Here is a 23,730-nt window from a genome sequence, read left to right on the forward strand (position 1 = left end):
GCGCTTGATATGGCCTTCACGCGCAGACAAGCGCCCGGGGTTTCGAATGCGCTCAGGTGACCAAAACAGGTCGGGCCTGCACTGAGGGACGGAGTACACGAACCGGGCCAGAAGAGATACAATCGATCATTCGTCCGGTTCCGAAGGGCATTTGTTTCAGCGATTTCGTTTCACAAAATGACAGCATGCTTTAAGGTGTGCCGCACGTTGACTTAGATCAAGGCACATTGCCCTGCCACCGTTAAGACAGGCCCAATGCAGAAGGGTCGATGTAATGGGTCTCCACGAAAACCTCGCCAAAACAGATGGTTCTGACATAGAGCGGCTGGATGCCTCTCCCGTCAACTCGGCCAAAGTGCGCCAGCCGCTTTATGCGCCGCGCAAGAAAATCCATCCGAAACGGGCAGAAGGCAAATTCCGCCAGTTCAAATGGATCGTGATGGCGATCACACTCGGTATCTACTATCTCGCCCCGTGGATTCGCTGGGACCGCGGCGATCATGTCCCGAACCAGGCCATCCTGCTCGATGTTGCCGATCGGCGCTTCTATTTCTTCTTCATCGAAATCTGGCCGCAGGAATTCTATTTCGTCGCCGGCTTACTGATCATGGCTGGGCTCGGGCTCTTTCTCGTCACGTCCGCGGTCGGCCGAGCATGGTGCGGCTACACCTGTCCCCAGACAGTCTGGGTGGACCTGTTCCTCGTCGTCGAACGAGCAATCGAGGGTGACCGGAATGCCCGCATCAAACTCGATTCCACGCCATGGACACCGGACAAGATCGTCAAGCGGGTATCCAAACACGCGATATGGCTATTGATCGGCGTCCTCACCGGCGGCGCCTGGATCTTCTACTTTGCCGACGCGCCGACGCTTCTGCATGATCTGGTAACCTTCCACGCACCGGCGATCGCTTACCTGACTGTCGCCATCCTGACCGCCACCACCTATGTGTTCGGTGGGCTGATGCGTGAACAGGTCTGTACCTACATGTGCCCCTGGCCGCGCATTCAGGGAGCGATGCTCGACGAAAATTCGCTTGTCGTTACCTATAACGACTGGCGGGGCGAACCACGCTCGCGCCACGCCAAGAAGGTGGCTGCGGCAGGAGAAACCGTGGGCGATTGCGTCGATTGCAACGCCTGCGTCGCCGTTTGTCCCATGGGCATCGACATTCGCGACGGCTTGCAGATGGAATGCATCACCTGCGCGCTCTGTATCGATGCCTGCGACGGGGTGATGGATAAAGTGGGGCACGAAAAGGGGTTGATCGGCTACTCGACCCTGTCCGACTATACCCACAACATGCTGCTTGCGACGGCGGACTATACCGTTCCGATCAATCCGGCACTTGTGCGCGGCACCGATGGCGGATTCGACAAGAACGTCAGACACTTCCGTTGGCAGGTCATTTTCCGGCCGCGCATCATCCTCTATACGGTTCTGTGGTCGCTGGTCGGCATCGGCCTGCTGGTCGCACTCGGAATCCGTGATCGCCTGCAGCTTGACGTCCTGCACGATCGAAATCCCCAGTTTGTGATGGAGTCGGACGGCTCTATCCGCAATGGTTACACGATCAAGATCCTCAACATGCGGCCGGAGCCGCGCCGGTTCGTGCTGTCTGTACGTGACCTGCCGGGCGCCACCATGACGATTGCCGGCGAGACCTGGTCCCAGGGCCGCTTTTTCGGCGTCGATGTCGAGGCCGATGCTGTGAAAACAATGAAGATCTATGTTACCGTTCCGAAGGCTGAATTGCCCGCCGCAAACCGCGAATTCACCTTCCATGTCGAATATCCGCAAACAGGGGAGTCTCACAAATACAAGTCGAGCTTCATTGTACCGGAGAAAAAGAGATGAACCAGAAAGCCGCCGCCAAGGGCACCTTCACCGGCTGGCACATGTTCGCCATCATGATTGCGTTTTTCGGCACGATCATCGCGGTCAACAGCCTCATGGCCTATTATGCCAGCGCCAGCTGGAGCGGCCTTCTGGCCAAGAACACATACGTCGCCAGCCAGGACTTCAACCTGAAGGCGGAGGAAGCCCGCGAGTGGGCAAGCCGTGGCTTCAAGGGCAGGCTCGAAGTCGATGCCGAATCGGTGCGCTACCAGCTTGAAGGCCCGGCTGCGGAAATCGACGCCCTCAAGTCGGTGACCGCGCTGTTTCACCGCCCGGTCGGCTACCGGCAGGATTTCGAACTTGAGCTGAAGAAAGATGCAAACGGCATCTTTACAGCCGAGCACGCGTTGGCGTCCGGCCAGTGGATCGTCGACCTGGCCTCTGTCGAGCATGGCAAGACGATTTACCACCAGGCAACCCGGATCACCATTTCGGACACATCGCCATGAGCTGCTGCGCGCCCGGCACCGAAGGTGCGTTGCAACGAGACGGATCGGCAAATCTCCCGAGCGGCGAAGAACTGTGGCTTTCTTCGCGCGACCTCGGCAACGGCCTTCGCCAACTGGATCTCGGCGTCCCCGAGGTCCATTGCGGCACCTGCATCACCACGATTGAAAGTGCGTTGCGCAAGCTCCCCGAAGTCGACCGCGCCCGCGTGAACCTGTCGACCAAGCGTGTTTCAATCGTCTGGCGGGAGGTCACGGGAGATCAGCCATCGGACCCGAGCGTCATCGCGACCGCCATCGCATCGACGGGCTATAGCGCCCACCTTTTCCAGGATCTTGCCGAACAGGGCGATGCATTGCGCAACCAGTTGCTGCGCGCCGTGGCGGTAGCGGGATTTGCCGCAACCAACATTATGCTGCTTTCCGTCTCGGTCTGGTCTGGCGCGGATGCCGCGACACGCGATCTCTTTCACTGGATTTCGGCGATGATCGCCGCCCCTGCCCTTGTCTATTCCGGCCGGTTCTTTTTCCGCTCCGCCTGGACCGCACTCAGGCACGGCCACACCAACATGGACGTGCCGATTTCGCTGGCGGTTATCCTCTCCTATGGTGTCTCGCTCTACGAGACGATGAACCACGGCGAACACGCCTGGTTCGATGCCACCGTCTCGCTGCTGTTCTTCCTGCTGATCGGCCGCACCCTCGACCACCTGATGCGTGATCGCGCCCGTTCGGCGGTGGTTGGCTTGGCGCGGCTGTCGCCGCGCGGGGCGATGGTCGTCTCGACCGACGGCGCACGCGAGTATCGCCCCGTCAATGAAATCCGTCCCGGAGTCCGCCTGCTTATCTCAGCCGGAGAGCGCATCGCCGTCGATGGCACTGTAATATCAGGTACGAGCGACATCGACTGGTCGATCGTCAACGGCGAAAGCACGCCCGTCGCGGCGAAAACTGGTGACAAGCTGCTGGCCGGCACACTCAACCTCACAGGCTCGCTCACCATCGAAGCTGCCGCCGAGGCCAGAAACTCATTCCTCGCAGAGATTATTTCACTGATGGAGGCCGCAGAAGGCGGCAAGGCACGTTACCGCCGGATCGCCGATCGAGCCGCACAACTCTACTCGCCGGTCGTGCACTTGTTAGCGGCTCTGTCCTTCATTGGCTGGGGCTTGGCCAACGGCGACTGGAAGCACGCAATGCTGGTTGCTGTGGCCGTGCTCATCATCACCTGCCCCTGCGCGCTGGGGCTTGCAGTACCGGTTGTCCAGGTCATTGCCGCCGGCCGGCTGTTCAAGAGCGGCATCATGGTCAAGGATGGCTCTGCTATGGAGCGGCTTGCCGAGACAAACACGATTTTCTTCGACAAGACTGGCACGCTGACGCTTGGCCGGCCCCGGCTGCGCAATGCCGCGGAAATCGATACGGCAAGCTTTGCGATCGCAGCCGGGCTGGCTGCCCATTCGCGTCATCCGCTGTCGCGCGCGCTGGCCTCTGCCTGCCCGGTTGATGCCCAGGCGTTCGACAATGTTCAGGAAATCGCTGGCGGCGGGCTGCAGGCAACTGCCGTCGATGGCATCTGGAGGCTTGGAAACCGCCGCTTTGCATTGGGCGATACTCAGGCCGATGAGCACGGCGGGGCTTTTTCGGAAGTCATCCTGTCCCGCGACTTTCAGCCAGTAGCCGCCTTTAACCTCGAAGATGCGACAAGACCTGAAGGCGCAGATACCATCACGCAGCTCAAGGCCGACCGGTTCGAAACGGCCGTGCTGTCCGGCGACCGCGAAGCTGTCGTTGCCCGGCTTGCCCGCAGCCTCGGCATCAACAACTGGACCGCTGGCCTCGACCCGCAAGGCAAGGTCGATGCGATCCGCAAGGCCAGCGAAGGTGGCGCAAAGGTGCTGATGGTCGGCGACGGCATCAACGATGCGCCGGCGCTCCGGACGGCCCACGTCTCGATGGCGCCCTCCACTGCCGCCGATGTCGGCCGGCAGGCCGCCGATTTCGTCTTCATGCGCGAAGGCCTGAGTGCCGTGACGTTGTCGATCGACATCTCCAAACGCGCCGGAAAATTGATCCGGGAAAACTTCGCTCTTGCCATCGGCTACAATGTCATCGCCGTACCGATCGCGATCCTCGGCTACGCAACGCCGCTGATTGCAGCCATCGCCATGTCGACCTCATCGATCATCGTCGTCGTCAATTCTCTCAGGCTCAATCGCCTTTCGCACGGGGATGCGCCGCGCACGGATCGTCAGGCGCAGGCCGAAACAGGTGGAGTGCTCGCAACATGAACGCCCTGGTTTTTCTGATACCAATCGCGCTGGGACTAGGCGGGCTGGGTCTCGTCGCCTTTCTCTGGTCGCTCAAGTCAGGCCAGTACGAAGACCTCGAGGGAGCCTCATGGCGCATTCTCGAAGACGACCAGACGCCGCCTGGTACCTGAATCTGATTCCGAGCCGCAGCTGATCCAATCCGGCAACATCCGGCGGCAAGCGATTCAAGAGATTCAACAATCTCTCACTATATAGAGCGCGGAGTTTCAGGAAACATCCCGATCCCTCCCCGCTTTTGTTCGCTCTCAGTCAAGTCTGATTTCACTCCGGGACGCGACAGATCAGACGTTCGGGTTCATTCTGGTGCCCTGACTGGAGGACATCAGCATGCGATTTAGTGGAAAGACAGCCGTTATCACCGGCGGCGGAACGGGTATCGGCGCTGCGGTGGCGCGCCGTATCAAAAGCGAGGGAGGCAATGTCGCGCTCGTTGGCCGCCGAAAGGAACCCTTGCAGGCGGTGGCGGAAGAGATTGGCGCGGCGATCTTTCAGGCGGATGCCGCCGATACGCCTTCGATGAAGGCAGCGGTTGCTGGCATTGCCGAACGTTTCGGCGGCGTCGACATCCTAATCGCCAATGCTGGCGGCCATGGCGTGGGACCGACCATTTCCATGTCGGACGAGACGTGGGATCTTTCTGTTCGCCTCAACCTCAATACAGCCTTCGTCAGCGCGCGCGAATGCCTGCCGCAGCTCATCGAGCGCAAGGGCAACATCGTTGTACTCGCCTCAATCGCCGGCCTGTTTGCAGGTCCGGATGCGGCTGGCTATGTGACCATGAAGCATGCCTGCATCGGCCTGGCGAAATCGCTGGCCCGCGACTATGGCCGCAAGGGCGTTCGCACCAACACGGTCTGCCCCGGCTGGGTGACGACGGCGATGGCCGACGAGCAGATGGAAATGCTGGTCGAAAAACATGGTCTGAAGTCGATCGAAGAGGCCTATGCGCTGGTAACGAAGGATGTACCGCTCGGTCGCCCTGCCACAGCCGAGGATGTTTCCAATGCTGTCTGCTTCCTGGCGTCCAACGAAGCCTCGATGATCAACGGCGCCGTCCTGACCGTCGATGGCGGCGCAGGCACGGTCGACCTGCCGACGCTGGCCTTTGTCGAATAAGCAATAAGGAGGAATTCATGAACCAGCAGAACCCCAAGGACTGGAAGACCTACGACCAGTTTGCCTACGGCATCGACACCAATCGCCTGCCGCCCACCGAGGCGCTCACCGGCACGTCACACGCGGTAACCTTCGAAGATGGCCGCAAGCTGGACCTCGCTCTTTCCTCCGGCCAGGTCAAGTGGTCGGATGGCGCAGGCGGCGGCGTCGACAAGTCGGAAGTGATCGAGGTCGCACCCGATACCTATTTCATCGAGATCGTCTTCACCTCACGCCCCAAGGAATCCGAAACGCTGATCCTCAACGTCAAGACCGGTCGGGCGCTGTCGATCTATTCCATCGTGCGTGAAAGGGAACAGTCGATCGGCGAGCCGCAGGTGGCGCAGATCTTCCGGGCCGGCACAACAGGCCAGGCAGAAGGCTTCAAGCCGGTCGAAACCCGCGACCTGATCGGGCTCAGGGCGCATTTCACCTACAGCCCCAACCACACCTACGAGCACACCTACCTGTCCACGCAGCGCTATGCCTGGCAATGCCTGGTGGGCGTGCAGCGCGGTCATGGCGACGTCGACCTTGCCACCACCTACAAGTTCGATGAGGATCAGTACATCTTCACGTTCCGGGAGTTCAAGATCCCGGTCGCCTCGACCTTCTTCTATAATTTCAGGGATATGCGTTCGACCGGAAAATTCCTTGGCATTGCCGGCGACGGCTCGATCCAGAACAATCCCGCCGGCGCACATATCCGCAAGGTGTCGATGACCTATTACCTGCCGGGTCAGGAACCGGTCTGAGTCAACGCTATTGAAAACCCCTCCCAAACCCTCCCCACGAGTGGGAGGGCTTAACTTGTCGGACGCGACCTGCCCCGGTGAAGGTCAGGGATAACGGTGCATGGCATTGAGGGGCTGCGGATTAAGCCCTCCCCCTTGTGGGGAGGGTTTGGGAAGGGTCGTCCCTTCAAAGCCAAGTTACAAGAAAGGATCTATTTGTGCGTACAACCTATGAACTCGTCCGCGATCACTACGCAGCCAATGACCGCAAGGATCTCGAGGGCATGCTGGCCGATATCGCGCCGGATTGCCGCTGGACGGAGATGGACGGTTTTCCTTGCGCCGGAACCTATGTCGGTCCGGAAGCGATCGTGGAGCATGTCTTCATGCCGCTCGGGGCCGCCTTCGACAACTACACCTTCACGCTGGAGCGCCTGCTGGATGCTGGCGATGCTGCCGTTGCTGTCGGCAATTACACCGCAACCCATAAGGCGACGGGCAAGGCGATGAATGTCCGCGTCGTGCACGTCTGGGGCGCATCCGACGGCAAGATCCGTCGCTTCGAGCATTTTACCGATACGCTGCGTGTCGCTGAAGCCATGAAGTAACGCTGTCTACAGCGGTCGCCCCTCATCCGGCTGCCGCCACCTTCTCCCCGCCTGCGGGGAGAAGGGACTTGTGGCGCTGCTGGTGCTCCCAGCGTCCCCTCTCCCCGTCCTTACGGGGAGAGGGGCAGGGTGAGGGCAAGAGGACAGGATTGATAATCTTAGCCAACCCCTGCGCTACGGCGAAAATCGCGCGGCGATATCTCGAAGCGCTGCCGGAAGGCACGGGAAAAATGTGCGCTGGAGGAAAAGCCGAGTGAAAAGGCGATGGCAGAAATCGAGCGTGCCGCGCATCCCGCCGAGCCCAGATCGGCCCTCGCCCGCTTCAACCGGGCTTCCCAGATGAACTGCGATGGCGTGACACCTTGCGTCTCGAAGGCGCGGAAGATGTAACGCGGCGTGCAGCCCATGCGCGCCGCAATCTTTTCCACCGAAAGATCCGGCTGTTCCAGATGCGTTTCTATGAACACCTTTGTCCTTGTAAGCAGCACGTCCAGCGACTTCGCCCGCACCTGTCCCGGTGTTTCAGCCTCGACGATCGGGCGAACCATTTCCACCAATGTCCGGCCGAGATTGACGCGGCTCGCCTCATCCAGCCGGCCCGCTTCGCGCAGGCTCGATTGCATGGTCGACAGGAGGACATGCCAGAGACCACCCAGCGCCCCGTGCGGCAACCTCGGCGTCAGCAGCGACGCCAACGCGACGCGAGAAAATGCATGGCGTGGCACCTGCAGCATCATCAGCCGCACATGCGTGCGATTGATCAGCGTATAGGCTTGCGTCGGGTCGTAGAGCACGGGCATGCCGTCACCGAAGTCGACGGTGCGGCCGCCCTGGGTGATCAACGACGATCCCTCCGCCTGGATCAGCAGTTTCAGCGAATCTGGGTCGTGACTGGCGCGCACCACCCGCTCCCCGAACACAGCGTGCGACCCGGCTTCGAGTTCCGAGACCCGGGCTTCGCCCAGCACAGCCGAGGTCAGACGCCGGGCATGAGCAGGCGCCTGCGGAAAATGCAGCCGCACATTGCCGAACAGCTTCTGGGCCAGAACCGGAAAATCCGGTCCATCGGCGATTTCCACTGCCACACCCAAGACCGTCTCCTACTGTGCCAGATAGGCCCGATGCAGAATGTCGGGCTCGTCGATCAGCTTGCCGGGAGCGCCAGAAAACGTCAGGCGTCCGCGCGACATCACGTTGGCCTCATCAGCGAGCTTCAGCGCAATATGGGTAAATTGCTCGATCAGCAGGATGCCCGTGCCCTGCTCCGCAAGTTTGACCACCACACCCATCAGTCGCTTGACGATCAGCGGCGAAAGGCCCAGCGACATCTCGTCGGCAAGGATGAATTTCGGCCGCGCCACCAGCGCCTGGCCGAGCGCCAGCATCTGTTGCTGGCCGCCGGACATCGAACCGGCCTTCTGCGCCTTGCGTTCTGCAAGCTCCGGAAAGATGCCGTAGACATCTGCGACCGCCTCTTCCGCAACAGAAGCCTTGTGACCAAAACCGGCGGCAAGCAGGTTGTCGTGAACGGAAAGCCCGGCCAGCACCCTATGCCCCTCCGGCACGGCGGCGAGGCCGGCGGCGCGGATCACCTCGGGCGCCTTGGCGCTGACCAACTGGCCGTCGATCTCGACGGTGCCGCCCTCGACCGGCAAAACCCCGGCCAGCGCCAGAACCAGCGAACTCTTGCCGGCGCCGTTCGGTCCGAGCAGTGCCGTGATCTTGCCGGCCTCCAGCGTCAGCGACAGATTGTCGACCGCCAGCTTGTTGCCGCGACGGACGGAGAGATTGTTGATGACAACACGGCTCATGCCAGTTCCTCCACGCCGAGATAGACGGCCCGGACGCGCGGATCGCTGAGCACCTCGCGCGTCGGCCCCGATGTGACGAGCGAACCGAAATCGAGCACCATGGTCGACGAACAGACCGCCTGAATAAGGTCGACGTCGTGGTCGATCAACAGCGTCATCGCACCATTGAAGGCATGAATATCGGAGATGGTCCGACGCAGGATTTCAACTTCATTCTGTGACAGGCCGGCGCCCGGCTCGTCGAGCATCAGCACCTTGGGTTTCCCTGCAGAACATCGGGCGATCTCGGTCATGCGGCGCTGGAAAGCGTTCAGACCCGCTGCCTTGGCACGCCTGACTGCCGACAGACCGGTGAATTCCAGCGCGGCGGACAGATGCCGCTCCCGCTCCTGCGAGCCCAGCGACAGGTTGTCGAGCACGGCGCCGACATTGTCCTCGACCGTCAACTCATCCACCACCTGTTCCTTCTGGAAGGAGCGTCGCAGGCCCCAGCGACTGCGCCTGTGGGGCGAAAGGGCCAGAACCTCGGTACCGAAAGCGTTGATCGAACCGGATTTCGGCACCACGAAGCCCGAGAGAACATTGAGGAAGGTGGTCTTGCCGGCGCCGTTCGGCCCGATGATGCCAACCACCAGATCGGAGAGATCGACAGTCACATGGTTGAGCGCGGTAACGCCACCGAAGGCGACGGATATATCGCGGATCGCAATCATTGGCTGGCCTCCTTCTTTCCGAACAGTCTGGAGACAAGGTCAGTCAGTTGCCCGGCAATGCCGCGTGGCGCGGTCATCAGCGCATGGATCAGTGCGGCACCGAAGATGATATAGGCCGCGTCACCGCTGACACCGATGTCGTTGAGAAGCGCGGGCACGAAGCGATAGAGCAATGCGGCGATGACCGCGCCATACCAGTGCCACGCGCCGCCGACGATCGTCAGGGCAAAGATCATCACCGACTCCGCCGGCGGAAACGAGCGGGCGTCGAGCATTTGTAGATTTCCAGCAAGCAGGCCGCCAGCAACACCGGCAAGGAACCCGGAAAGCGCAAAGCCCCAGATCTTGTAGAAAGTGACGTTGATACCGACGGCCATCGCCGCCGCTTCGCTTCTGCGGATCAGCGCCCATGCCCGCCCCGGCTTGCCACGCTCATGCAGTTGGATCAGCAAGAAACCGAGAAATGCCACACCCACGCAGTAGCGGAAATAGGCCTCATCCGACTGCGCCAGCCAGGGGCGTGGCATGTAGGATAGCGATTTCACCGCAAAGCCGAGAAAGCCGTCGCCGCCGTTCGGAAACTGGATGACATTGATGAGGATGCCGAAGCCGCCAGCCGCCATCAACGTCACCAGCGCCAGATAAAGCCCGCGCATCCTGAGCGCCGGATAGGCAAAGATCATGCCGACGACCGCGGCAATGATGCCGCCGGCAAGGATGTTGAGCTCGAACGGCAGGCCCGCACCATAGGCGAGCCGCAGCGCCACCCAGCCGCCACAGCCCATGAAGGCTACCTGCGCCAGCGACACCTGACCGAGTTTGCGATAGAGCAGCGCGATGCTGGCAGCCGTGAGCGCATAGATGACGACCGAGGTCATCACCTTCAGCCACAAGGCTGCGGCAACCATCGGCAGCACGATGGCGACCGCGAGCACGGCAAGCAGCGGCCATGCGGTTGTGGGTGTAAATTTGCGGCTTTCGCCAGTGTTGCTACGGGACATGCGGGTTGCGATTTCCATCAGTCCGCTCCTGCGAAAGTCAGCTTCCGGCCGCGCTGCAGCCACATCAGCACGAGGATCGCGACGATGAAGGGAGACGCGACGCGAAACGGCGCGAGCGGCTTATAGAGTGTCAGGAAGCTCTCGATGATGCCGATTGCCAGCCCTGCAAAAAATGTCACCTTGATCGAGGTCAGTCGTCCCACCACGGTCGTGGCGATGATCGGGATGACGATGAAGGTCAGCACGGCGGGATCGAGCCGCACGAGATCGCCGAACAGCATGCCGGTGACGCCGGCGAGGAAGCCGGAAAAGCCCCAGGCGACCGTCTCGACCTTGCGGATCGGCGTGCCGAGCACGGCCGCGAGCTGCCGGTCGTCGGCAAGCGTCCGCATCATCAGCCCAAGCCGTGTTCTGGTCAAAAAGACCCCCATGCCTGCGGTGACAACGATGCCGGCGACAAGGGCCAACACGCGTGTGCCAGTCATCCGAAGACCGAAAAAGGAAACGGAAACGCCGTCAAACGCCAGTGTCAGCTTTCTCGGATTGACGACCCAGATCAGGTTCATCGCGCCGAGGATGGCGATGCCGAAGCCCAATGTGGCGACGGCCTTGACCACCGGTTCGCGATGCGAAAGGCCGGGCGCGATCAGCACGCCATAGCCCATCGACAAGGCCACGCCGATGACAAGGCACGCAAACCACGCCACCGGTTCGGGATATCCCCATTGCAGCACCTGCCAGGCACTCATGGCCCCCAGCGCGCCGATCGCCCCATAGGCGAAGTTGAGAACGCCGGTCGCGCGGTTGAGAAGAACCAGACCGACCCCGCCGAGGGCGTAAAGCGCGCCCACGGCCAGACCGGATACCAGGAACATTCCATAAGCACCCATTGCAGGTTCCGATCAGTCTTGAGCGATCCCGAGCTCTTTTTCCTGAGCCCGGATCGGATCGAGATAAGCGCTGTCAACGTCGGTGCACTGGCTTACCTGCTTGAAGCCGCCCTCGACCAACTGCATCATGATGTTGGCGTGGTTGGGCATATGGCGGTCGCCGTGACCGACATAATACGGGCCGCAGAGCAGATCCGACGTCTGGTTGTTGATGTTGCGGATCGCCTCGGTAGCGCTAGCGCGGTCGATCTTGGCGGGATCGAGCTTCAGCATCGCGTCGACGAAGAAGCGCGCCGAAAGGTAGCCGGCCTGACTGAACGTATCGCGCGGATCACTTTCCGCCGCATGCTTGTCCATGACCGCGCGCCAGTTGGTGGCGTCAGGGCCGGTGCCGTCGATCGGGTTGAGTTCGGCGTTGACATACATCGTACCTGCCCATGCCGGTCCCAGCAGGCCGGGCACATCGGCATCATAAAGCGGCGTGGACGAGATCCACTTGTACTGGTCCTTGGTTCCGGATTCGGTCACCACCTGCAGGAAGGCGGCAGCCATGCCGGCCGGCAGGTTCATCAGCACCGTATCGGCGCCCGAAGCAACGGCTTCCAGATAGGCGGAATTCATGTCCGCAGTGCCCGGATCGAGCAGCACGCTCGAACCTGTCAAACCCTTTGCCTGCATGTACTTTTCCATCCAGCCGCAGGAATACGGACCGACACTGGGAATGGTCACGCCGATGCAGACGACATTCTTGGAGCCGAGATTGGCGACGGCCCATTGCGCCGCACCGACGACCGAAGGCAGCGGGCCTTCGTTGGTCGAAACGATATTCCGGGACTCGAAGCATTCAGCCACGGCGCATGCTGCCGCCATCGACATCACGTTCTCGTCCGCATAGAGCTTGGCATTGACGCCCATCTCGACGAACGACCCGCTGGCGACCAGCGCCACGACCTTCTTGTCCTTGACCAGCTTGGTCGCGACCTGACCGGCGACTTCCGGATTCCACTGGTCGTCCTCGACGAGATATTCGATCGGCCGACCGTTGATGCCACCATTCTCGTTGACGCAGTTGAAGTAAGCTTTGGCGGCATCGGCCGAAGACGAGAAATCATCAGGGCCGGTCTGACCGACAACGGCGCCGACGAGGATCGGATCGCCCTCGGCCTTCTTGCCGTTGTTGAGCCCGCAGGTGGGGGCCGCCCAGGCGCTGGCGCCAGTCGCAATGATAAGGCCCGCCGTTGCGGCAAGCAGATAGGCTGTGCGTTTCATTCTTTCCTCCTCCAGTGTATATGCTTGCCGGTCCACCTCCCGTGGGCCGGGTGTGATTGCCTGATCGCTCAGGCCGAGATCGTCTTGCCGGTCATGAAGGACGCGGCGCGCGCTGCGATCATCATGGTTGGCGCATTGGTATTGCCGGAAACCAGCGTCGGCATGATCGAGGCGTCGGCAACGCGCAGCCCCTCGATGCCATGCACCCTAAGATCGGGACCGACCACGGCCGTCCGGTCGTCGGCACGGCCCATCCTGGCCGTCCCCGATGGATGGAACACGGTCTTGGCCGTTTGCCGGATGTAGTCGCGCAGAGCTGCCGGGTCCTTCTCGACACCGGGTTTGGGTAGGACGCGGCGCTTGACGAGTTTCGCCAGAGCCGGCGCCTCGAGAATGCGGATTGCGGTTTCCACCCCCCGCACCAGCGTCTCGATATCGGCTGGGTCCGAGAGCGCATTGGCGTTGAACAACGCACCTTCGCGCGGGTCCGCCGACTTCAGCCTGACGGTGCCGCGCGACCGCGGACGCAGGAAACAGGGTCCGATCGACAGGCCATGGCCGGGCTCGGGGTCGCGATCGGCAAAGCCGACCAGCACCGGCAGGACATGGAACTGGATATCCGGCTGACCGGTGCCCACTGTGTCGACGAAGCCCCCGCTCTCGACCACATTCGAGCTTAACAGGCCGCGATGGCTGACAAGATATTTCAGCATGTGCATGGCCGCACGGAGGCCCTGATCCTCGCCGAAAATCGAGATCGGATCGCGGGTCTCGCCCTGAACAGGCACTTCCAGATGGTCCTGGAAATTCGATCCGACGCCGGGCAGATCGGCGATGACGGGAATGCCGAGGCTGGCGAGATGGTCTGCATCGCCGATACCGGAAACCTGCAGGATCTTCGGTGTAGCGATTGCGCCAGCCGTCAGGACAATTTCCCTGGAGGCGCCGATCTGCGTGCCGTCAAGCAGTTCGACGCCAGTGGCGCGCTTGCCGGTAAACAGGATACGGCCGACCTTTGTCTCGGTCATCACCTTGAAATTGGGGCGCTTCTCCGCGTCGCGCAGGAATGCCATTGCCGAACTCCAGCGACGGCCGTTGCGCGTGGTGCTCTGGTAGAAGCCGACGCCTTCCTGCTGCTCGCCATTGAAATCGGGGTTGAGCGGCAGGCCGATTTCGGTGGCGGCCTTGACGAAGGCTACGTTGAGCGGATGGCGGTGGCGCGGATCGGAAACCGAAAGCGTACCTTTGGTGCCGTGATACTGACCATTCAGCCGGTCGTTGCTTTCAAGCGACCGGAAGGCCGGCAACACGTCCTCGTAAGACCAGCCCTGGCACCCCATCTGCGACCAGGTGTCATAGTCGTTGCGATGGCCTCGCACATAGATCATCGCATTGATCGAACTGCCGCCCCCCAGCACGTTGCCCTGCGGTACGATCTGCGGCCGGCCGTTGAGCCCCTTCTCGGGCTCGGACATATAGGGATGGATGTCGATACCTTTGCCGATCACCTTGAAGAAGGTCGCCGGGATATGAATCCAGGGATCCTTGTCGCGGCGGCCGGATTCGATCAGCAGCACCTTGTGCGCAGGGTTTTCGGATAGCCGGTTGGCGAGCACGCATCCGGCGGATCCGCCGCCAACAATGATGTAATCGTAAGTTTCCATCGGCTTAGCTCAATACGGTCTGGATAGTGGTGAATTCCTTGAGGCCCTCTGCGCCGAATTCGACGCCGATGCCCGAGCTCTTGACGCCGCCGAAGGGGGCGTTTGGCTGGATCGCACCATGCTTGTTGATCCAGACAGAGCCGCATTCCAACCTGAGCGCGTACCGCTTGGCTTTCTCGGGATCGGAAGACCAGACCGAGCCACCAAGGCCCGCCGGATTACGGTTGGCCCGTTCGATCACTTCCTCGACATCGGAATAGCGGATGATCGGCAACGCCGGACCGAACTGCTCTTCGTCGACGATGCGCATGCCGTCGGTTACGTCTGCCACCAGGGTAATCGGGTAGAAGTAGCCGGCGCGTTCCATCGGCGCGCCGCCGGTGAGGATACGACCACCATTGGCGCGGGCATCCTCGACCAGTTCGCGTACCTTGTTGAACTGCATTTCGTTCTGCACCGGGCCGAGCACGCTTTTCTCGTCCATGCCGTCGCCGACGGTGATCTTGCCGGCATAATCGGCAAGCGCTTCGCAGACAGCATCATAGATGCTGTCATGCACGTAGAGCCGCTTGAGTGCCGCGCAGGTCTGGCCGTTGTTGATGAAGGCGCCCCAGAAAAGACCCTCGGCGATCCCGCGGGGATCGACATCGGGGAGCACGATGCCGGCATCGTTGCCGCCGAGTTCCAGTGTCAGTCGCTTCAACGTCTCGACGGCGGACGCCATGATTTTCTTGCCGGTCTCGGTCGATCCGGTGAACGTCATCTTGGCGATGCCGGGATGCGCCGAAAGCAGGCCGCCGATTGCGTTCTCGCCGGTCACGACATTGACGACGCCCGCCGGCAGAACCTCATTGATGATTTCGACAAGCCGGATGGTCGAGAGCGGCGTCATCGGCGACGGCTTGATGACGACAGTGTTGCCGGCGCGGATGGCGGGGATGATATGCCAGCAGGCGATCATCACAGGCCAGTTCCATGGCGTGATCGAACCCACCACGCCGATCGGCTTGCGGTGCAGCTCGACGCGGCCTTCATTATCGTCCTGCAGAATTTCGACCGGCAGCTGGAGTTCTGCCGTATAACGCGTCCAGGCAAGCGCGCCGCCGATCTCGAAGCGCGAGCCAAGGCCGTTCATCGGCTTGCCCTGCTCCTGCGTCAGCAGCGTTGCCAGTTCCTCGGCATGGTTGGAAATCGCCTCGGCTACCGCGCGGCAGGCATCGATGCGCGCTTCGTCCGATGTCTGGCTCCACGACTTGAACGCGATCTGCGCCGCATCGACGGCCTGATCGAGCTGCGCAGGTGTCGCAAGCGGCATCAGGCCGACGACATCGCCGGTCGATGGATTCTTGACGTGGGCATGATTGGCGGCAGCAATGCGCTGCCCGCCGATAAGCAGGCTGTATTCCATGAAATGCTCCTCCTCCCAAACGCGGCTTGGGAGACCGCGCTGAACTTATGGCTGGAGTATGCGGGGGACACTTCGGCCTGTCTTGGAGGATTGCGCGCCCCGTCTTGGAGAAAAACGCAGGTGCAGCGCAACACTCCGATAGGTCCCGACACAGCTGCGCCATCGGCCGCTCCTGTGCTTGTCACAAAAGGCCAGCTCCGGCGCGTCGACGCCGAAGACCCTGCAAAGCAGAAGACTTGTTGCTTATTCGGCTTTCCCGCCTGCCTGCCTCAAAAGATCCGTCGGCGCACAGTCGAACAGTTCCTTGAAGCTGCGATTGAAATAGGAAATGTCGTTGAACCCTGCGGAGTACGCCACTTCGGCGATCGTCTTGCCGCCACCGTGATCCTTGATCTGCTCGATCTTTTCCTTGGCGAACTTCAGCCGCTTGTCACGAATGATCATCGTGCAGGTAACGCCGACGCCCTGGAAATCCTGCTGCAAGGTGCGGATCGAGACGCCGATGCGGGTTGCCAGCCACTTGGCCGACAGGTTGGCGTCCGTCAGATGCCGGTCGATCAGGATGTCGACCATCTGCAATCGCCTGGTGGCGCTCTCGTGCATCGCCTGCATTCCCTGCATAGCGGCGTCGGAAACGAAGGCCTGACGGGTGGCGTTGAACATCAACTGCTTGAGGCTGGCGGCATTGGCATCGCCTTCCGGCGTTGTCATGATCTTGGCGATCAGCGCCCGGAGCATGATCGCCATTGGGTCGAAGCCTTCGAGCTTGCGGGCGATGTCGAATTCGGCACGCTTTTCCGAATACATCGTCTGTCGCGGCAGGTGCATGGAGAGATGGTTGCTGAACGTTCCTCCGAAGTGGAAAGTCGTCGGCTTGGTGGAATCCACCAGAATGCAGTCACCGACATCGAGCGTATTCTGCTGGCCGATATGATCGACACCGCAGGAACCTTCGAGTTGTACGATCAAGAAAAGATGCTCGGCACTGTCGCGGCGAATATCTTCCCAGTCGCGGTGCACCCGGTCGAGATCGTTGGAAACATGGGCAAACTGCATGCCGCAGACATCGATGCCACGCGCCGCGCCGAGAACGGATTTTCCCCGCTCGGTGGTACGTGGATTGAAGCTTCCGCAGATGGAATGCAGATCGTCCGCCCACTTGTCGTAAGGTACGGTCGCCCAGTTCGCCGGGACGAGATTGTGGCTGCCCAAAAGTTCCAACTCTGCCTCCCAACAGTGCCGGTTGCGCACAAATGCGCCCCTGATCGGAGCGCATTTACTTAACACATGAAATATGCACCGGTTTCGTGCAGTTCGTCAAGCAAGCGCCTCAGGTCGCTTCAGAAGCCTCGCCCAGATAGAGGCGATGAAGCCGGGCAGGATCCCTCGCCAGCTCTTCGCAACCGCCGTCATAGACGGTCTGGCCGCGCCTGAGCACGTAGGCGCGATTGCCGATCGCCAGCGCCAACGTGGCGAACTGCTCGACCAGGATCACCGCCATGCCATCGTCAGCGAGCTTGCGCACCGCGGTCATCAGGCGGCTGACGACGACGGGCGCGAGGCCCGAGGACATCTCGTCGATCATGATAACTTTCGGTCGTCCCACCAGCGCCCTCGCAATCACCACCATCTGCTGCTCGCCACCCGAAAGCATGCCTGCGGCAATGTCGCGCCGCTGCCTTAGTTCGGGAAACAGTGCGTATGCCTCATCGAGCGTGGCATCGGGGTGCAGCGCCACCTTGAGGTTCTCCTCCGTTGTCATCTGCGAGAACACCGTACGGCCCTGCTCGACATGGCTGAGCCCGGCGCGTGCCCGCACCCCCGCCCTTGCCCGCATCAGGTCATGCCCGTCGAGCATAACTTCGCCCGCCGCACTCGCGATGATGCCCGAAATGCCTTCGAGCAGCGTCGTCTTGCCCGCGCCGTTGGAGCCGAGCAGCACGCTGATTTCGCCGCTCTTCGCCTCGATTTCCACGCCACGCACGACCGGAATGCCGCTGCGGTTGACGATCAGGCCATTGATGGAAAGCGTCGTCATGCCGCGTTCTCCTCGAGTTCGATACCCATATAGGCCTTCTGCACGATGGGCATCGCCAGCACCGCTTGCGGCGCGCCGTCGGCAATGACGCGGCCAAAATCGAAGACGGTGATTGCCGAGCAGGCACGGCGCACCAGATCCATGTCGTGTTCGATCAGCAGCACGGCGCTGCCGAATTTTTCCGGGATGGCGGCGATGCGTTCGCCGAGCTTCAACGCTTCCGCATAGGACTGGCCGGCGGCCGGTTCATCGAGCAGAATCACCGGCGGCCGCGCTGCGACAACGCCGGCGACGTCGAGCAGCCGGCGCGTTCCCGCATCGACCGTGGAGATCAGCGTTTCCGGCGGCGGGCAGTCGAACCATTGCAGCACGGCTTCGAGTTCGCTGTCACTGATCGGGCCGGCGGCCAAGCGGATGTATTCACCGACGCGCAGTTCCGGCGCGATGCGGGTCGTCTGCCATGTGCGGCGGATGCCGAGATGGGCGCGCACTGTTGCCGACTGGCCGTCGAGGGGCTGGCCATTCAGTTTGATCGAGCCTTCGTAGCTGGCAAGGAAGCCGGCAATCGCGTCGACCATGGTCGACTTGCCCGCACCGTTCGGCCCTACGAGCCCGACGACGGTTTTGGCCGGAACCTTGAGGTGGACCTTGTCAAGCGCCACCACGGCGCCATAACGGACGGTGAGGTCGGAGACTTCCAGCGCAATTCCGGCTGCGTGTTGTACCGGCGCCGGCAGATGGGCCGAGAGATCGCCAGTTTCCTTTGCTGCCCGCTTGGGCATCCACTTGCGGCCTAGCCGCGCCCAGGTCTCTGCAATTGTCTCGCCGGTCGACAACGCCTGAACCGCACCAAGGGCGAAGAACAGGTTGCCTACATCCTGCGGCAGGTTGAGACGGCGCAGCAGTTCCGGAAACAACGTGATCAGGATGCCGCCGATGATCGCGCCAAGGGTGAAATGTGCGCCGACCATGGTCGACACCGCAAACAGCGCCAGCGACTGCATCATGTTGAAGTTTTCCGCCACCAGCGTGCCGAGGTATCCGGCGAGCAGGCCACCGGAGATACCTGATATGAAGGCGCTGATCGCAAAGGCGCTGAGCTTGGCCTTGGGGACCGAAATACCGTGCGCGGCGGCGGCACGTTCCGAGTGACGCACGGCCAGCCACGACGCCCCCAGCCGCGAGCGGCTGACGAATTCCAGCACCACGGCGATGATACCGTAGAAGCCGAGGATGAAGATGAAATAGCCGCGGTCACTGTCGAACAATTCGGGACGCACCACCTGGGTGAACGTCGTCTGGCCGGGGAACGTGATCGTAGCAAGCACCGTGTCGAAGGCGGCGGCAAAGCCGAGGGTGACGATTGCCAGATTGATGCCGCGCAGGCGCAGCGCCGGAAGCCCGATGGCGATGCCCACCGGCACGGCCGCCAGTCCGCCGATCAGCACCCAGACGATCAGTCCACCCGGTGCTTCCGCGACGTTGAGATAGCCAGTCACCCAGGCACCAACGCCGGCAAACGACATCTGACAAAGCGAGATCATGCCGGTACGGCCCGTCACCAGCCCGAGGCTCTGCAGCGCAATGCCGATGATGAACACGGCAGTGATCAAAAACACCCAGTATTTGGGGAGGAGAAGTAGGACCAGCGCGCCGAGAACGGCAAGCGATATGGCCGTGGTCGCAGCGGCGCGAAAACTAGCGTGCTTCATCCCAGCGGGCTCCTCTTTGCGACCACAGAAGGACGGCAAGAATGACAAGGAAAGGTACGGTCGAGCGATATTGGCTGAATGCGTCAAGGCCGCTCACCAGTCCCTCGATCACGCCGATCATGACGCCACCGAACAGCGCGGCGCGGAAGCTGACGAAGGCACCGATCAGGGCGGCGGCCAGCGCCGGCACCACCAGCAGGCTGAGCGACATGAAATCGGGCGACCGCAGCGGCGCGATGATCATCAGTGCAAAGGAGGTCACGGCCCCCATCAGAGCCCAGACGCCGAGCGCCAGCAGACGCACGCGAATGCCGATCAGCTCTGCCGCCATCGGACGCTGGGACAACGCGCGCAGCTGCAGACCGGTGCGGGTGCGAGCCAGAAACTGTTCGGTCAGAATGGTGAACACCACCGAAATCAGCAATGTCACCACCGCTGACCATGTGACTTCGACACCGGCCAGCCGGAAGGCAGAACCGGGGATCAATTCGGGGAAGAAGTGTGGATGCTGGCCGCCGGTCAGCCTGAGACCAATAGCGATGAAGCCGACCAGCAGTGCCGCCGTCACCGCCGCCTTGGTCGAGGCATTGGAGTTGGCAAACCAGGTTGTCATCACCAGACCGATCAGCGTGGCTGCGACCGCCCCGGCTATAATACCCAGCAAAGTCGCCGGCAGGAGCGGCAGGCCCAACTCATAGAGAGCAACCATGGCAAAGGTGCCCGTCGCACCGATCGCCGCCCCGGTGAAATTGACCACCGCGACAAGACGATAGGTAAAGATCGCGCAGACCCCGAGGATGGCATAGGCGCCACCCGCGGATAGCCCGGCGACTGCGGACGTTAATAGAGAATACATTCCGGGTCTCCGGGTTCAGGCATTACGGCGGTGCAAAGTGCTATTCCTATCCCAAGGAACAGATGCCCTCTTGTCGGAGGGACGATCGGGGCAATAAGGGCGCTTCATACCCTTCTCCCCGTCCTTACGGGGAGAAGGTGGCGGCAGCCGGATGAGGGGCGGTCCCACGGCTCAAGGCATCGCATAATGCCCCTCACCCTAGCCCTCTCCCCGTAAGAGCGGGGAAAGGGGGTACGTGCCGCTTCGCCCTCACTCGCCCTTCGGCAGCGAGAACCAATCCGGCGTCTTGACGGTCCATTTGCCATCCACCAGCTGCATGATCTTGGTGGCCTGCATCGGCGCGTGGGCCTTTGCATCGCCGAAGACATACGGGCTACCAGCGATCGGGTACTTCAGTTCCTTGCCAGCCTTCAGGGCCGCAGTGACGCTTTCGCGGGTCACTTCGCCGTCAATGGCCGAGATCGTGTCGATCATCACCTTAGCAGCCATGTAGCCGCCCTGCGAGAAGGCCGTCTTGGCCAGACCGGCCTTGTCCATGGTCGCGATCCAGTCCTTGTTGGCGTCGCTGGCTTCCGTATATGGCTCCCATTCGGTGCCGACATAGATCGGCTGCTTGGTATCGGCCAGCGCCTTGGCAACGCCTTCGGTATAACCCGGCGCGAGGAACAGCATGTTCATGCCGGTGATCTTCTGTGCGTCGGCGGTCTTGATCCACTGGACGACACCCGGCTCGACCTGGTTGGTCAGCACCGCATCGCAACCGGCATCACGTGCCTTGATGACGTAAGGCGTCAGGTCGCCTTGCGCCGGCAGCGTCAAGTCGACGAGGCCAATCTTCTTGCCGCTCACCTTTTCCCAGTTTGCGATCGCTGCCGAATAGGCTTCCTGCGTGCCGCCGAGGATGAGGAAGAAAGCGCAGAGCTTCTGCGAGCCGAGGTTCTTGTCGGCATAGTCGAGTACGGCGGTGGTCAGCGTATACGGGCCGACATTGACAGGTGATACGCTCGGCGCGTTGAAGCAGAGCGGATCGACGCCGACGCCCTGCACCGAAAGCACGTCGTTCTTGTTGTAGGTGCCGGCATTGACGGCGCAGTCGAGCAGGCTCGCGCCACCCGAAAGAGCAACCACGCCCTTGTTGTCGATCAGGTCGCGGGCAGCCTGGGCAGCGACCTGCGGGTCACCTTTGTCGTCGGCAAGCGTGTACTCGATCTTGCAGCCGTTGATGCCGCCAGCCGCGTTTATCTGCTCGAAGGTTGCCGCCGTTGCCTTTGGCGCATCGGAAAAATCTACGACGCCGGTGACGGTCGAGACGGCGCCGATCTGGATCGGACCGTTTTCGCAGGTCGGCGCGGCGAATGCTGCCGTGCCGGTCAGCGCCAGGCCCAGGCACACGGCACCGAAAGCAAGGAGTTCATATCTGATTTTCGACATTCTGTTCCCTTTCCTGTTTTATGGTTCGGCGGTTTCCTCCCCGCCGGCAATGATTATCGCTGGAAGACTGCCTTCCCTTCGAAATAGGTGGTCAGCACTTTGGTATCGGCGATCTGGTCAGCCGGAACCTCGAAGACGTTCTGGTCGAGCACGATGATGTCGGCTGACTTGCCGGCCTCTAGCGAGCCGGTTTGCTTGTCGATGCCCATCGCAACAGCCGAATTGAGTGTGTAGATCTGGATAGCGGCGGCGAGATCGATTGCCTGTTCGGCCCAGAGCGAAACTCCTGGAAACGCGCCCGAAGGGTTCTGTCGCGTCACCATGCCTTCGATACCGTGCCACGGATCTGGAACCGGAATGACCGGCCAGTCCGAACCACCCGCCAGCAGCGCGCCCGAATTCTTGAGATCGGCGATTGGCCAGAAGCGCGTCGCACGCTCCTCTCCCATCACTTCCTTGTGGCCTTCGAGGAAGGTGGTCGGATGCCAGATCATCGGGCTGAGGTCGGCAACCACGCCGAGCTTGGCGAAGCGCTTGACGTCATCGGCCCTGATATAGCTCGCATGCGCTATCTGGTGGCGAACGTCCGTAGGCCCGTTGAAATGGCGGACAGCCTCCACGGCGTCGAGCATCTCGGTGACGGAATAGTCGCCGGTGCAATGGATCTTCAGTCCCAAACCGAGCTTTTCAGATTTGTCGATATGCTTGACGAGATCGGGATAGGTAACCAGCGTCTCGCCGCGATGGCCATGAGGATGCGCGTCATCACCGACATAGGCCTCATGGAAGGCGGCTGTCTGCGCACCGGGCACGCCATCGAGGAAGATCTTGGTGAAGTTCGACTTGACGTGATCGGTGCGATAATCCTCACGCAAGGCAAGCAGCTCATCGCCGGACAGGCCGAACATGAAGGAAGGCTCGATCAGCGGCAGCGAGGTCACCGCCCATGCCGTCAGTTTGCCCTTGTTATCGAGATTGACCAGCGCTTGTAGGATCGGCAGCACGGAGGCCGCGTCCTGGAAGGCGGTAACGCCATGAGAATTGACGATTTCGACGGCGCGGGCAACGGCAGCTTCCCCCATCGCTTCAGTGAAATGATCGGCGACGACCCGCTCGACGATGCCGGCGGCGGATTCGATCAGCAGTCCCGTGAGGCGGCCCGTCTTCGGGTCGCGGCCGAAAGCGCCGGCTGGCGGATCGGGCTGGTTGTTGGAAATGCCGGACAGGCGCATCGCCTCGCTGTTGACCCAGCGATTGTGCACGGTCTCGTCACGCAACAGAACGGGATGGCCAAGACTTGCCGCATCGAGCTTGGCGAGCGAAGCCTCGCTGTTGAGCGCGGTCATCATGTCCGCGCCCCATTGGTTGGCAACGATCCACTGGCCGGGCGCAGCCATTTCGGCCTGGACGCGAACATGGGCGCAGATGCCATCGACCGAGGCACCAACCGGCAGTTGGGTCTCGAACAGATCGGCCTGACCGCCCATCATGATGTGATTGTGGACATCGACGAAGCCTGGCATCGCCATCTTGCCCTGCAGGTCGATCGTTTCGGTAGCCGGACCGGCAAATGCGGCAATGTCCTTGCTGGAGCCGATAGCAAGAATCCGACCATCGGCAATCGCAACAGCCTCCGCCCACGGCATCTTTTCATCGACCGTGTAGATACGGCCGTTTGAAAGAATGAAATCGGCCGACCGGCTGCTTGTGGACATGCTTGCTTCCTCCAAAACATGGTTCAATATTTGAACCGCATATTCA

The 23,730-nt window shown here is 61.5% G+C and carries 21 protein-coding genes; 7 read left to right on the forward strand and 14 right to left on the reverse strand.

Annotation, left to right across the window (positions count from 1 at the left end):
* Window positions 1-274 precede the first annotated feature (274 nt).
* The 7 genes from ccoG to JJB09_RS14400 all read left to right on the forward strand — a co-directional run bounded on the left by ccoG (window position 275) and on the right by JJB09_RS14400 (window position 7,176).
* Entirely contained in the window at window positions 275-1,858 is a 1,584-nt protein-coding gene (gene ccoG / locus JJB09_RS14370; RefSeq protein WP_201659307.1) for a cytochrome c oxidase accessory protein CcoG, read from the forward strand.
* Window positions 1,855-2,349 (forward strand): FixH family protein, encoded by a 495-nt coding sequence (locus JJB09_RS14375; RefSeq protein ID WP_201659310.1) that lies wholly within the window; start codon window positions 1,855-1,857, stop codon window positions 2,347-2,349. The genes ccoG and JJB09_RS14375 overlap by 4 nt, the downstream gene beginning before the upstream one ends.
* On the forward strand, window positions 2,346-4,637 hold the full coding sequence (locus JJB09_RS14380; RefSeq protein ID WP_201659312.1) for a cation-translocating P-type ATPase: 2,292 nt from the start codon (window positions 2,346-2,348) through the stop codon (window positions 4,635-4,637). Before JJB09_RS14375 ends, JJB09_RS14380 begins: the two co-directional genes overlap by 4 nt.
* Window positions 4,634-4,789 (forward strand): cbb3-type cytochrome oxidase assembly protein CcoS, encoded by a 156-nt coding sequence (gene ccoS, locus JJB09_RS14385; RefSeq protein ID WP_201659314.1) that lies wholly within the window; start codon window positions 4,634-4,636, stop codon window positions 4,787-4,789. Before JJB09_RS14380 ends, ccoS begins: the two co-directional genes overlap by 4 nt.
* 217 nt (window positions 4,790-5,006) lie before the next feature.
* Complete coding sequence (locus JJB09_RS14390; protein WP_201659316.1) at window positions 5,007-5,795, forward strand: SDR family NAD(P)-dependent oxidoreductase; 789 nt, start codon at window positions 5,007-5,009, stop codon at window positions 5,793-5,795.
* A 17-nt stretch (window positions 5,796-5,812) separates the two neighbouring features.
* Window positions 5,813-6,589 (forward strand): MoaF C-terminal domain-containing protein, encoded by a 777-nt coding sequence (locus JJB09_RS14395; protein WP_201659319.1) that lies wholly within the window; start codon window positions 5,813-5,815, stop codon window positions 6,587-6,589.
* Between the two features lie 197 nt (window positions 6,590-6,786).
* Window positions 6,787-7,176, forward strand: a complete 390-nt coding sequence (locus JJB09_RS14400; protein WP_201659322.1) for a nuclear transport factor 2 family protein — start codon at window positions 6,787-6,789, stop codon at window positions 7,174-7,176.
* Window positions 7,177-7,334: 158 nt separating this feature from the next.
* Here the strand turns inward: JJB09_RS14400 and JJB09_RS14405 are convergent, their stop codons facing one another.
* From JJB09_RS14405 to JJB09_RS14470, 14 genes are all read right to left on the reverse strand, one after another.
* The gene (locus JJB09_RS14405) at window positions 7,335-8,261 is read right to left on the reverse strand and encodes a helix-turn-helix domain-containing protein (RefSeq protein WP_343229034.1); all 927 of its coding nucleotides are present in this window, start codon (window positions 8,259-8,261) and stop codon (window positions 7,335-7,337) included.
* A 15-nt stretch (window positions 8,262-8,276) separates the two neighbouring features.
* A complete protein-coding gene (locus tag JJB09_RS14410) occupies window positions 8,277-8,987 on the reverse strand; it encodes an ABC transporter ATP-binding protein (protein WP_201659328.1) in 711 nt (236 codons plus the stop codon).
* The gene (locus tag JJB09_RS14415) at window positions 8,984-9,700 is read right to left on the reverse strand and encodes an ABC transporter ATP-binding protein (RefSeq protein WP_201659332.1); all 717 of its coding nucleotides are present in this window, start codon (window positions 9,698-9,700) and stop codon (window positions 8,984-8,986) included. Before JJB09_RS14415 ends, JJB09_RS14410 begins: the two co-directional genes overlap by 4 nt.
* Entirely contained in the window at window positions 9,697-10,719 is a 1,023-nt protein-coding gene (locus tag JJB09_RS14420) for a branched-chain amino acid ABC transporter permease (RefSeq protein WP_201659335.1), read from the reverse strand. The genes JJB09_RS14415 and JJB09_RS14420 overlap by 4 nt, the downstream gene beginning before the upstream one ends.
* Window positions 10,719-11,591, reverse strand: a complete 873-nt coding sequence (locus JJB09_RS14425) for a branched-chain amino acid ABC transporter permease (protein WP_201659337.1) — start codon at window positions 11,589-11,591, stop codon at window positions 10,719-10,721. The genes JJB09_RS14420 and JJB09_RS14425 overlap by 1 nt, the downstream gene beginning before the upstream one ends.
* Before the next feature lie 12 nt (window positions 11,592-11,603).
* Window positions 11,604-12,860, reverse strand: a complete 1,257-nt coding sequence (locus JJB09_RS14430; RefSeq protein WP_201659340.1) for an ABC transporter substrate-binding protein — start codon at window positions 12,858-12,860, stop codon at window positions 11,604-11,606.
* A gap of 68 nt (window positions 12,861-12,928) precedes the next feature.
* Window positions 12,929-14,524: a GMC family oxidoreductase gene (locus JJB09_RS14435; protein ID WP_201659343.1), complete on the reverse strand. Its 1,596-nt coding sequence runs from the start codon at window positions 14,522-14,524 to the stop codon at window positions 12,929-12,931.
* 4 nt (window positions 14,525-14,528) lie between these two features.
* Window positions 14,529-15,932, reverse strand: coding sequence for an aldehyde dehydrogenase family protein (locus tag JJB09_RS14440; RefSeq protein ID WP_201659346.1), 1,404 nt, complete (start codon window positions 15,930-15,932; stop codon window positions 14,529-14,531).
* Between the two features lie 243 nt (window positions 15,933-16,175).
* Window positions 16,176-17,153 (reverse strand): helix-turn-helix domain-containing protein, encoded by a 978-nt coding sequence (locus JJB09_RS14445; RefSeq protein ID WP_201659348.1) that lies wholly within the window; start codon window positions 17,151-17,153, stop codon window positions 16,176-16,178.
* A 109-nt stretch (window positions 17,154-17,262) separates the two neighbouring features.
* Complete coding sequence (locus JJB09_RS14450) at window positions 17,263-17,970, reverse strand: ABC transporter ATP-binding protein (protein ID WP_201659350.1); 708 nt, start codon at window positions 17,968-17,970, stop codon at window positions 17,263-17,265.
* Window positions 17,967-19,682 carry a branched-chain amino acid ABC transporter ATP-binding protein/permease gene (locus JJB09_RS14455; protein ID WP_201659352.1) on the reverse strand — a complete coding sequence of 572 codons (1,716 nt, stop codon included), beginning with the start codon at window positions 19,680-19,682 and terminating at the stop codon, window positions 17,967-17,969. Before JJB09_RS14455 ends, JJB09_RS14450 begins: the two co-directional genes overlap by 4 nt.
* The gene (locus tag JJB09_RS14460; protein WP_201659354.1) at window positions 19,669-20,538 is read right to left on the reverse strand and encodes a branched-chain amino acid ABC transporter permease; all 870 of its coding nucleotides are present in this window, start codon (window positions 20,536-20,538) and stop codon (window positions 19,669-19,671) included. Before JJB09_RS14460 ends, JJB09_RS14455 begins: the two co-directional genes overlap by 14 nt.
* Before the next feature lie 249 nt (window positions 20,539-20,787).
* Window positions 20,788-21,969: an ABC transporter substrate-binding protein gene (locus JJB09_RS14465; RefSeq protein ID WP_201659356.1), complete on the reverse strand. Its 1,182-nt coding sequence runs from the start codon at window positions 21,967-21,969 to the stop codon at window positions 20,788-20,790.
* 53 nt (window positions 21,970-22,022) lie between these two features.
* Complete coding sequence (locus JJB09_RS14470; protein WP_201659357.1) at window positions 22,023-23,684, reverse strand: amidohydrolase; 1,662 nt, start codon at window positions 23,682-23,684, stop codon at window positions 22,023-22,025.
* Window positions 23,685-23,730 lie beyond the last annotated feature (46 nt).

This window comes from Phytoamicus setariae, from assembly GCF_016722925.1.
In the GTDB taxonomy this organism is placed as follows: Bacteria; Pseudomonadota; Alphaproteobacteria; order Rhizobiales; family Rhizobiaceae; genus Rhizobium_E; species Rhizobium_E setariae.

Bases quoted from the DNA above. Each gene is read 5' to 3' on its own strand.
- ccoG (WP_201659307.1), top strand. From the start codon at position 275: ATGGGTCTCCACGAAAACCTCGCCAAAACAGATGGTTCTGACATAGAG.
- JJB09_RS14375 (WP_201659310.1), top strand. From the start codon at position 1,855: ATGAACCAGAAAGCCGCCGCCAAGGGCACCTTCACCGGCTGGCACATG.
- JJB09_RS14380 (WP_201659312.1), top strand. From the start codon at position 2,346: ATGAGCTGCTGCGCGCCCGGCACCGAAGGTGCGTTGCAACGAGACGGA.
- ccoS (WP_201659314.1), top strand. From the start codon at position 4,634: ATGAACGCCCTGGTTTTTCTGATACCAATCGCGCTGGGACTAGGCGGG.
- JJB09_RS14390 (WP_201659316.1), top strand. From the start codon at position 5,007: ATGCGATTTAGTGGAAAGACAGCCGTTATCACCGGCGGCGGAACGGGT.
- JJB09_RS14395 (WP_201659319.1), top strand. From the start codon at position 5,813: ATGAACCAGCAGAACCCCAAGGACTGGAAGACCTACGACCAGTTTGCC.
- JJB09_RS14410 (WP_201659328.1), bottom strand. From the start codon at position 8,987: ATGAGCCGTGTTGTCATCAACAATCTCTCCGTCCGTCGCGGCAACAAG.
- JJB09_RS14415 (WP_201659332.1), bottom strand. From the start codon at position 9,700: ATGATTGCGATCCGCGATATATCCGTCGCCTTCGGTGGCGTTACCGCG.
- JJB09_RS14420 (WP_201659335.1), bottom strand. From the start codon at position 10,719: ATGGAAATCGCAACCCGCATGTCCCGTAGCAACACTGGCGAAAGCCGC.
- JJB09_RS14425 (WP_201659337.1), bottom strand. From the start codon at position 11,591: ATGGGTGCTTATGGAATGTTCCTGGTATCCGGTCTGGCCGTGGGCGCG.
- JJB09_RS14430 (WP_201659340.1), bottom strand. From the start codon at position 12,860: ATGAAACGCACAGCCTATCTGCTTGCCGCAACGGCGGGCCTTATCATT.
- JJB09_RS14435 (WP_201659343.1), bottom strand. From the start codon at position 14,524: ATGGAAACTTACGATTACATCATTGTTGGCGGCGGATCCGCCGGATGC.
- JJB09_RS14440 (WP_201659346.1), bottom strand. From the start codon at position 15,932: ATGGAATACAGCCTGCTTATCGGCGGGCAGCGCATTGCTGCCGCCAAT.
- JJB09_RS14450 (WP_201659350.1), bottom strand. From the start codon at position 17,970: ATGACGACGCTTTCCATCAATGGCCTGATCGTCAACCGCAGCGGCATT.
- JJB09_RS14455 (WP_201659352.1), bottom strand. From the start codon at position 19,682: ATGAAGCACGCTAGTTTTCGCGCCGCTGCGACCACGGCCATATCGCTT.
- JJB09_RS14460 (WP_201659354.1), bottom strand. From the start codon at position 20,538: ATGTATTCTCTATTAACGTCCGCAGTCGCCGGGCTATCCGCGGGTGGC.
- JJB09_RS14465 (WP_201659356.1), bottom strand. From the start codon at position 21,969: ATGTCGAAAATCAGATATGAACTCCTTGCTTTCGGTGCCGTGTGCCTG.
- JJB09_RS14470 (WP_201659357.1), bottom strand. From the start codon at position 23,684: ATGTCCACAAGCAGCCGGTCGGCCGATTTCATTCTTTCAAACGGCCGT.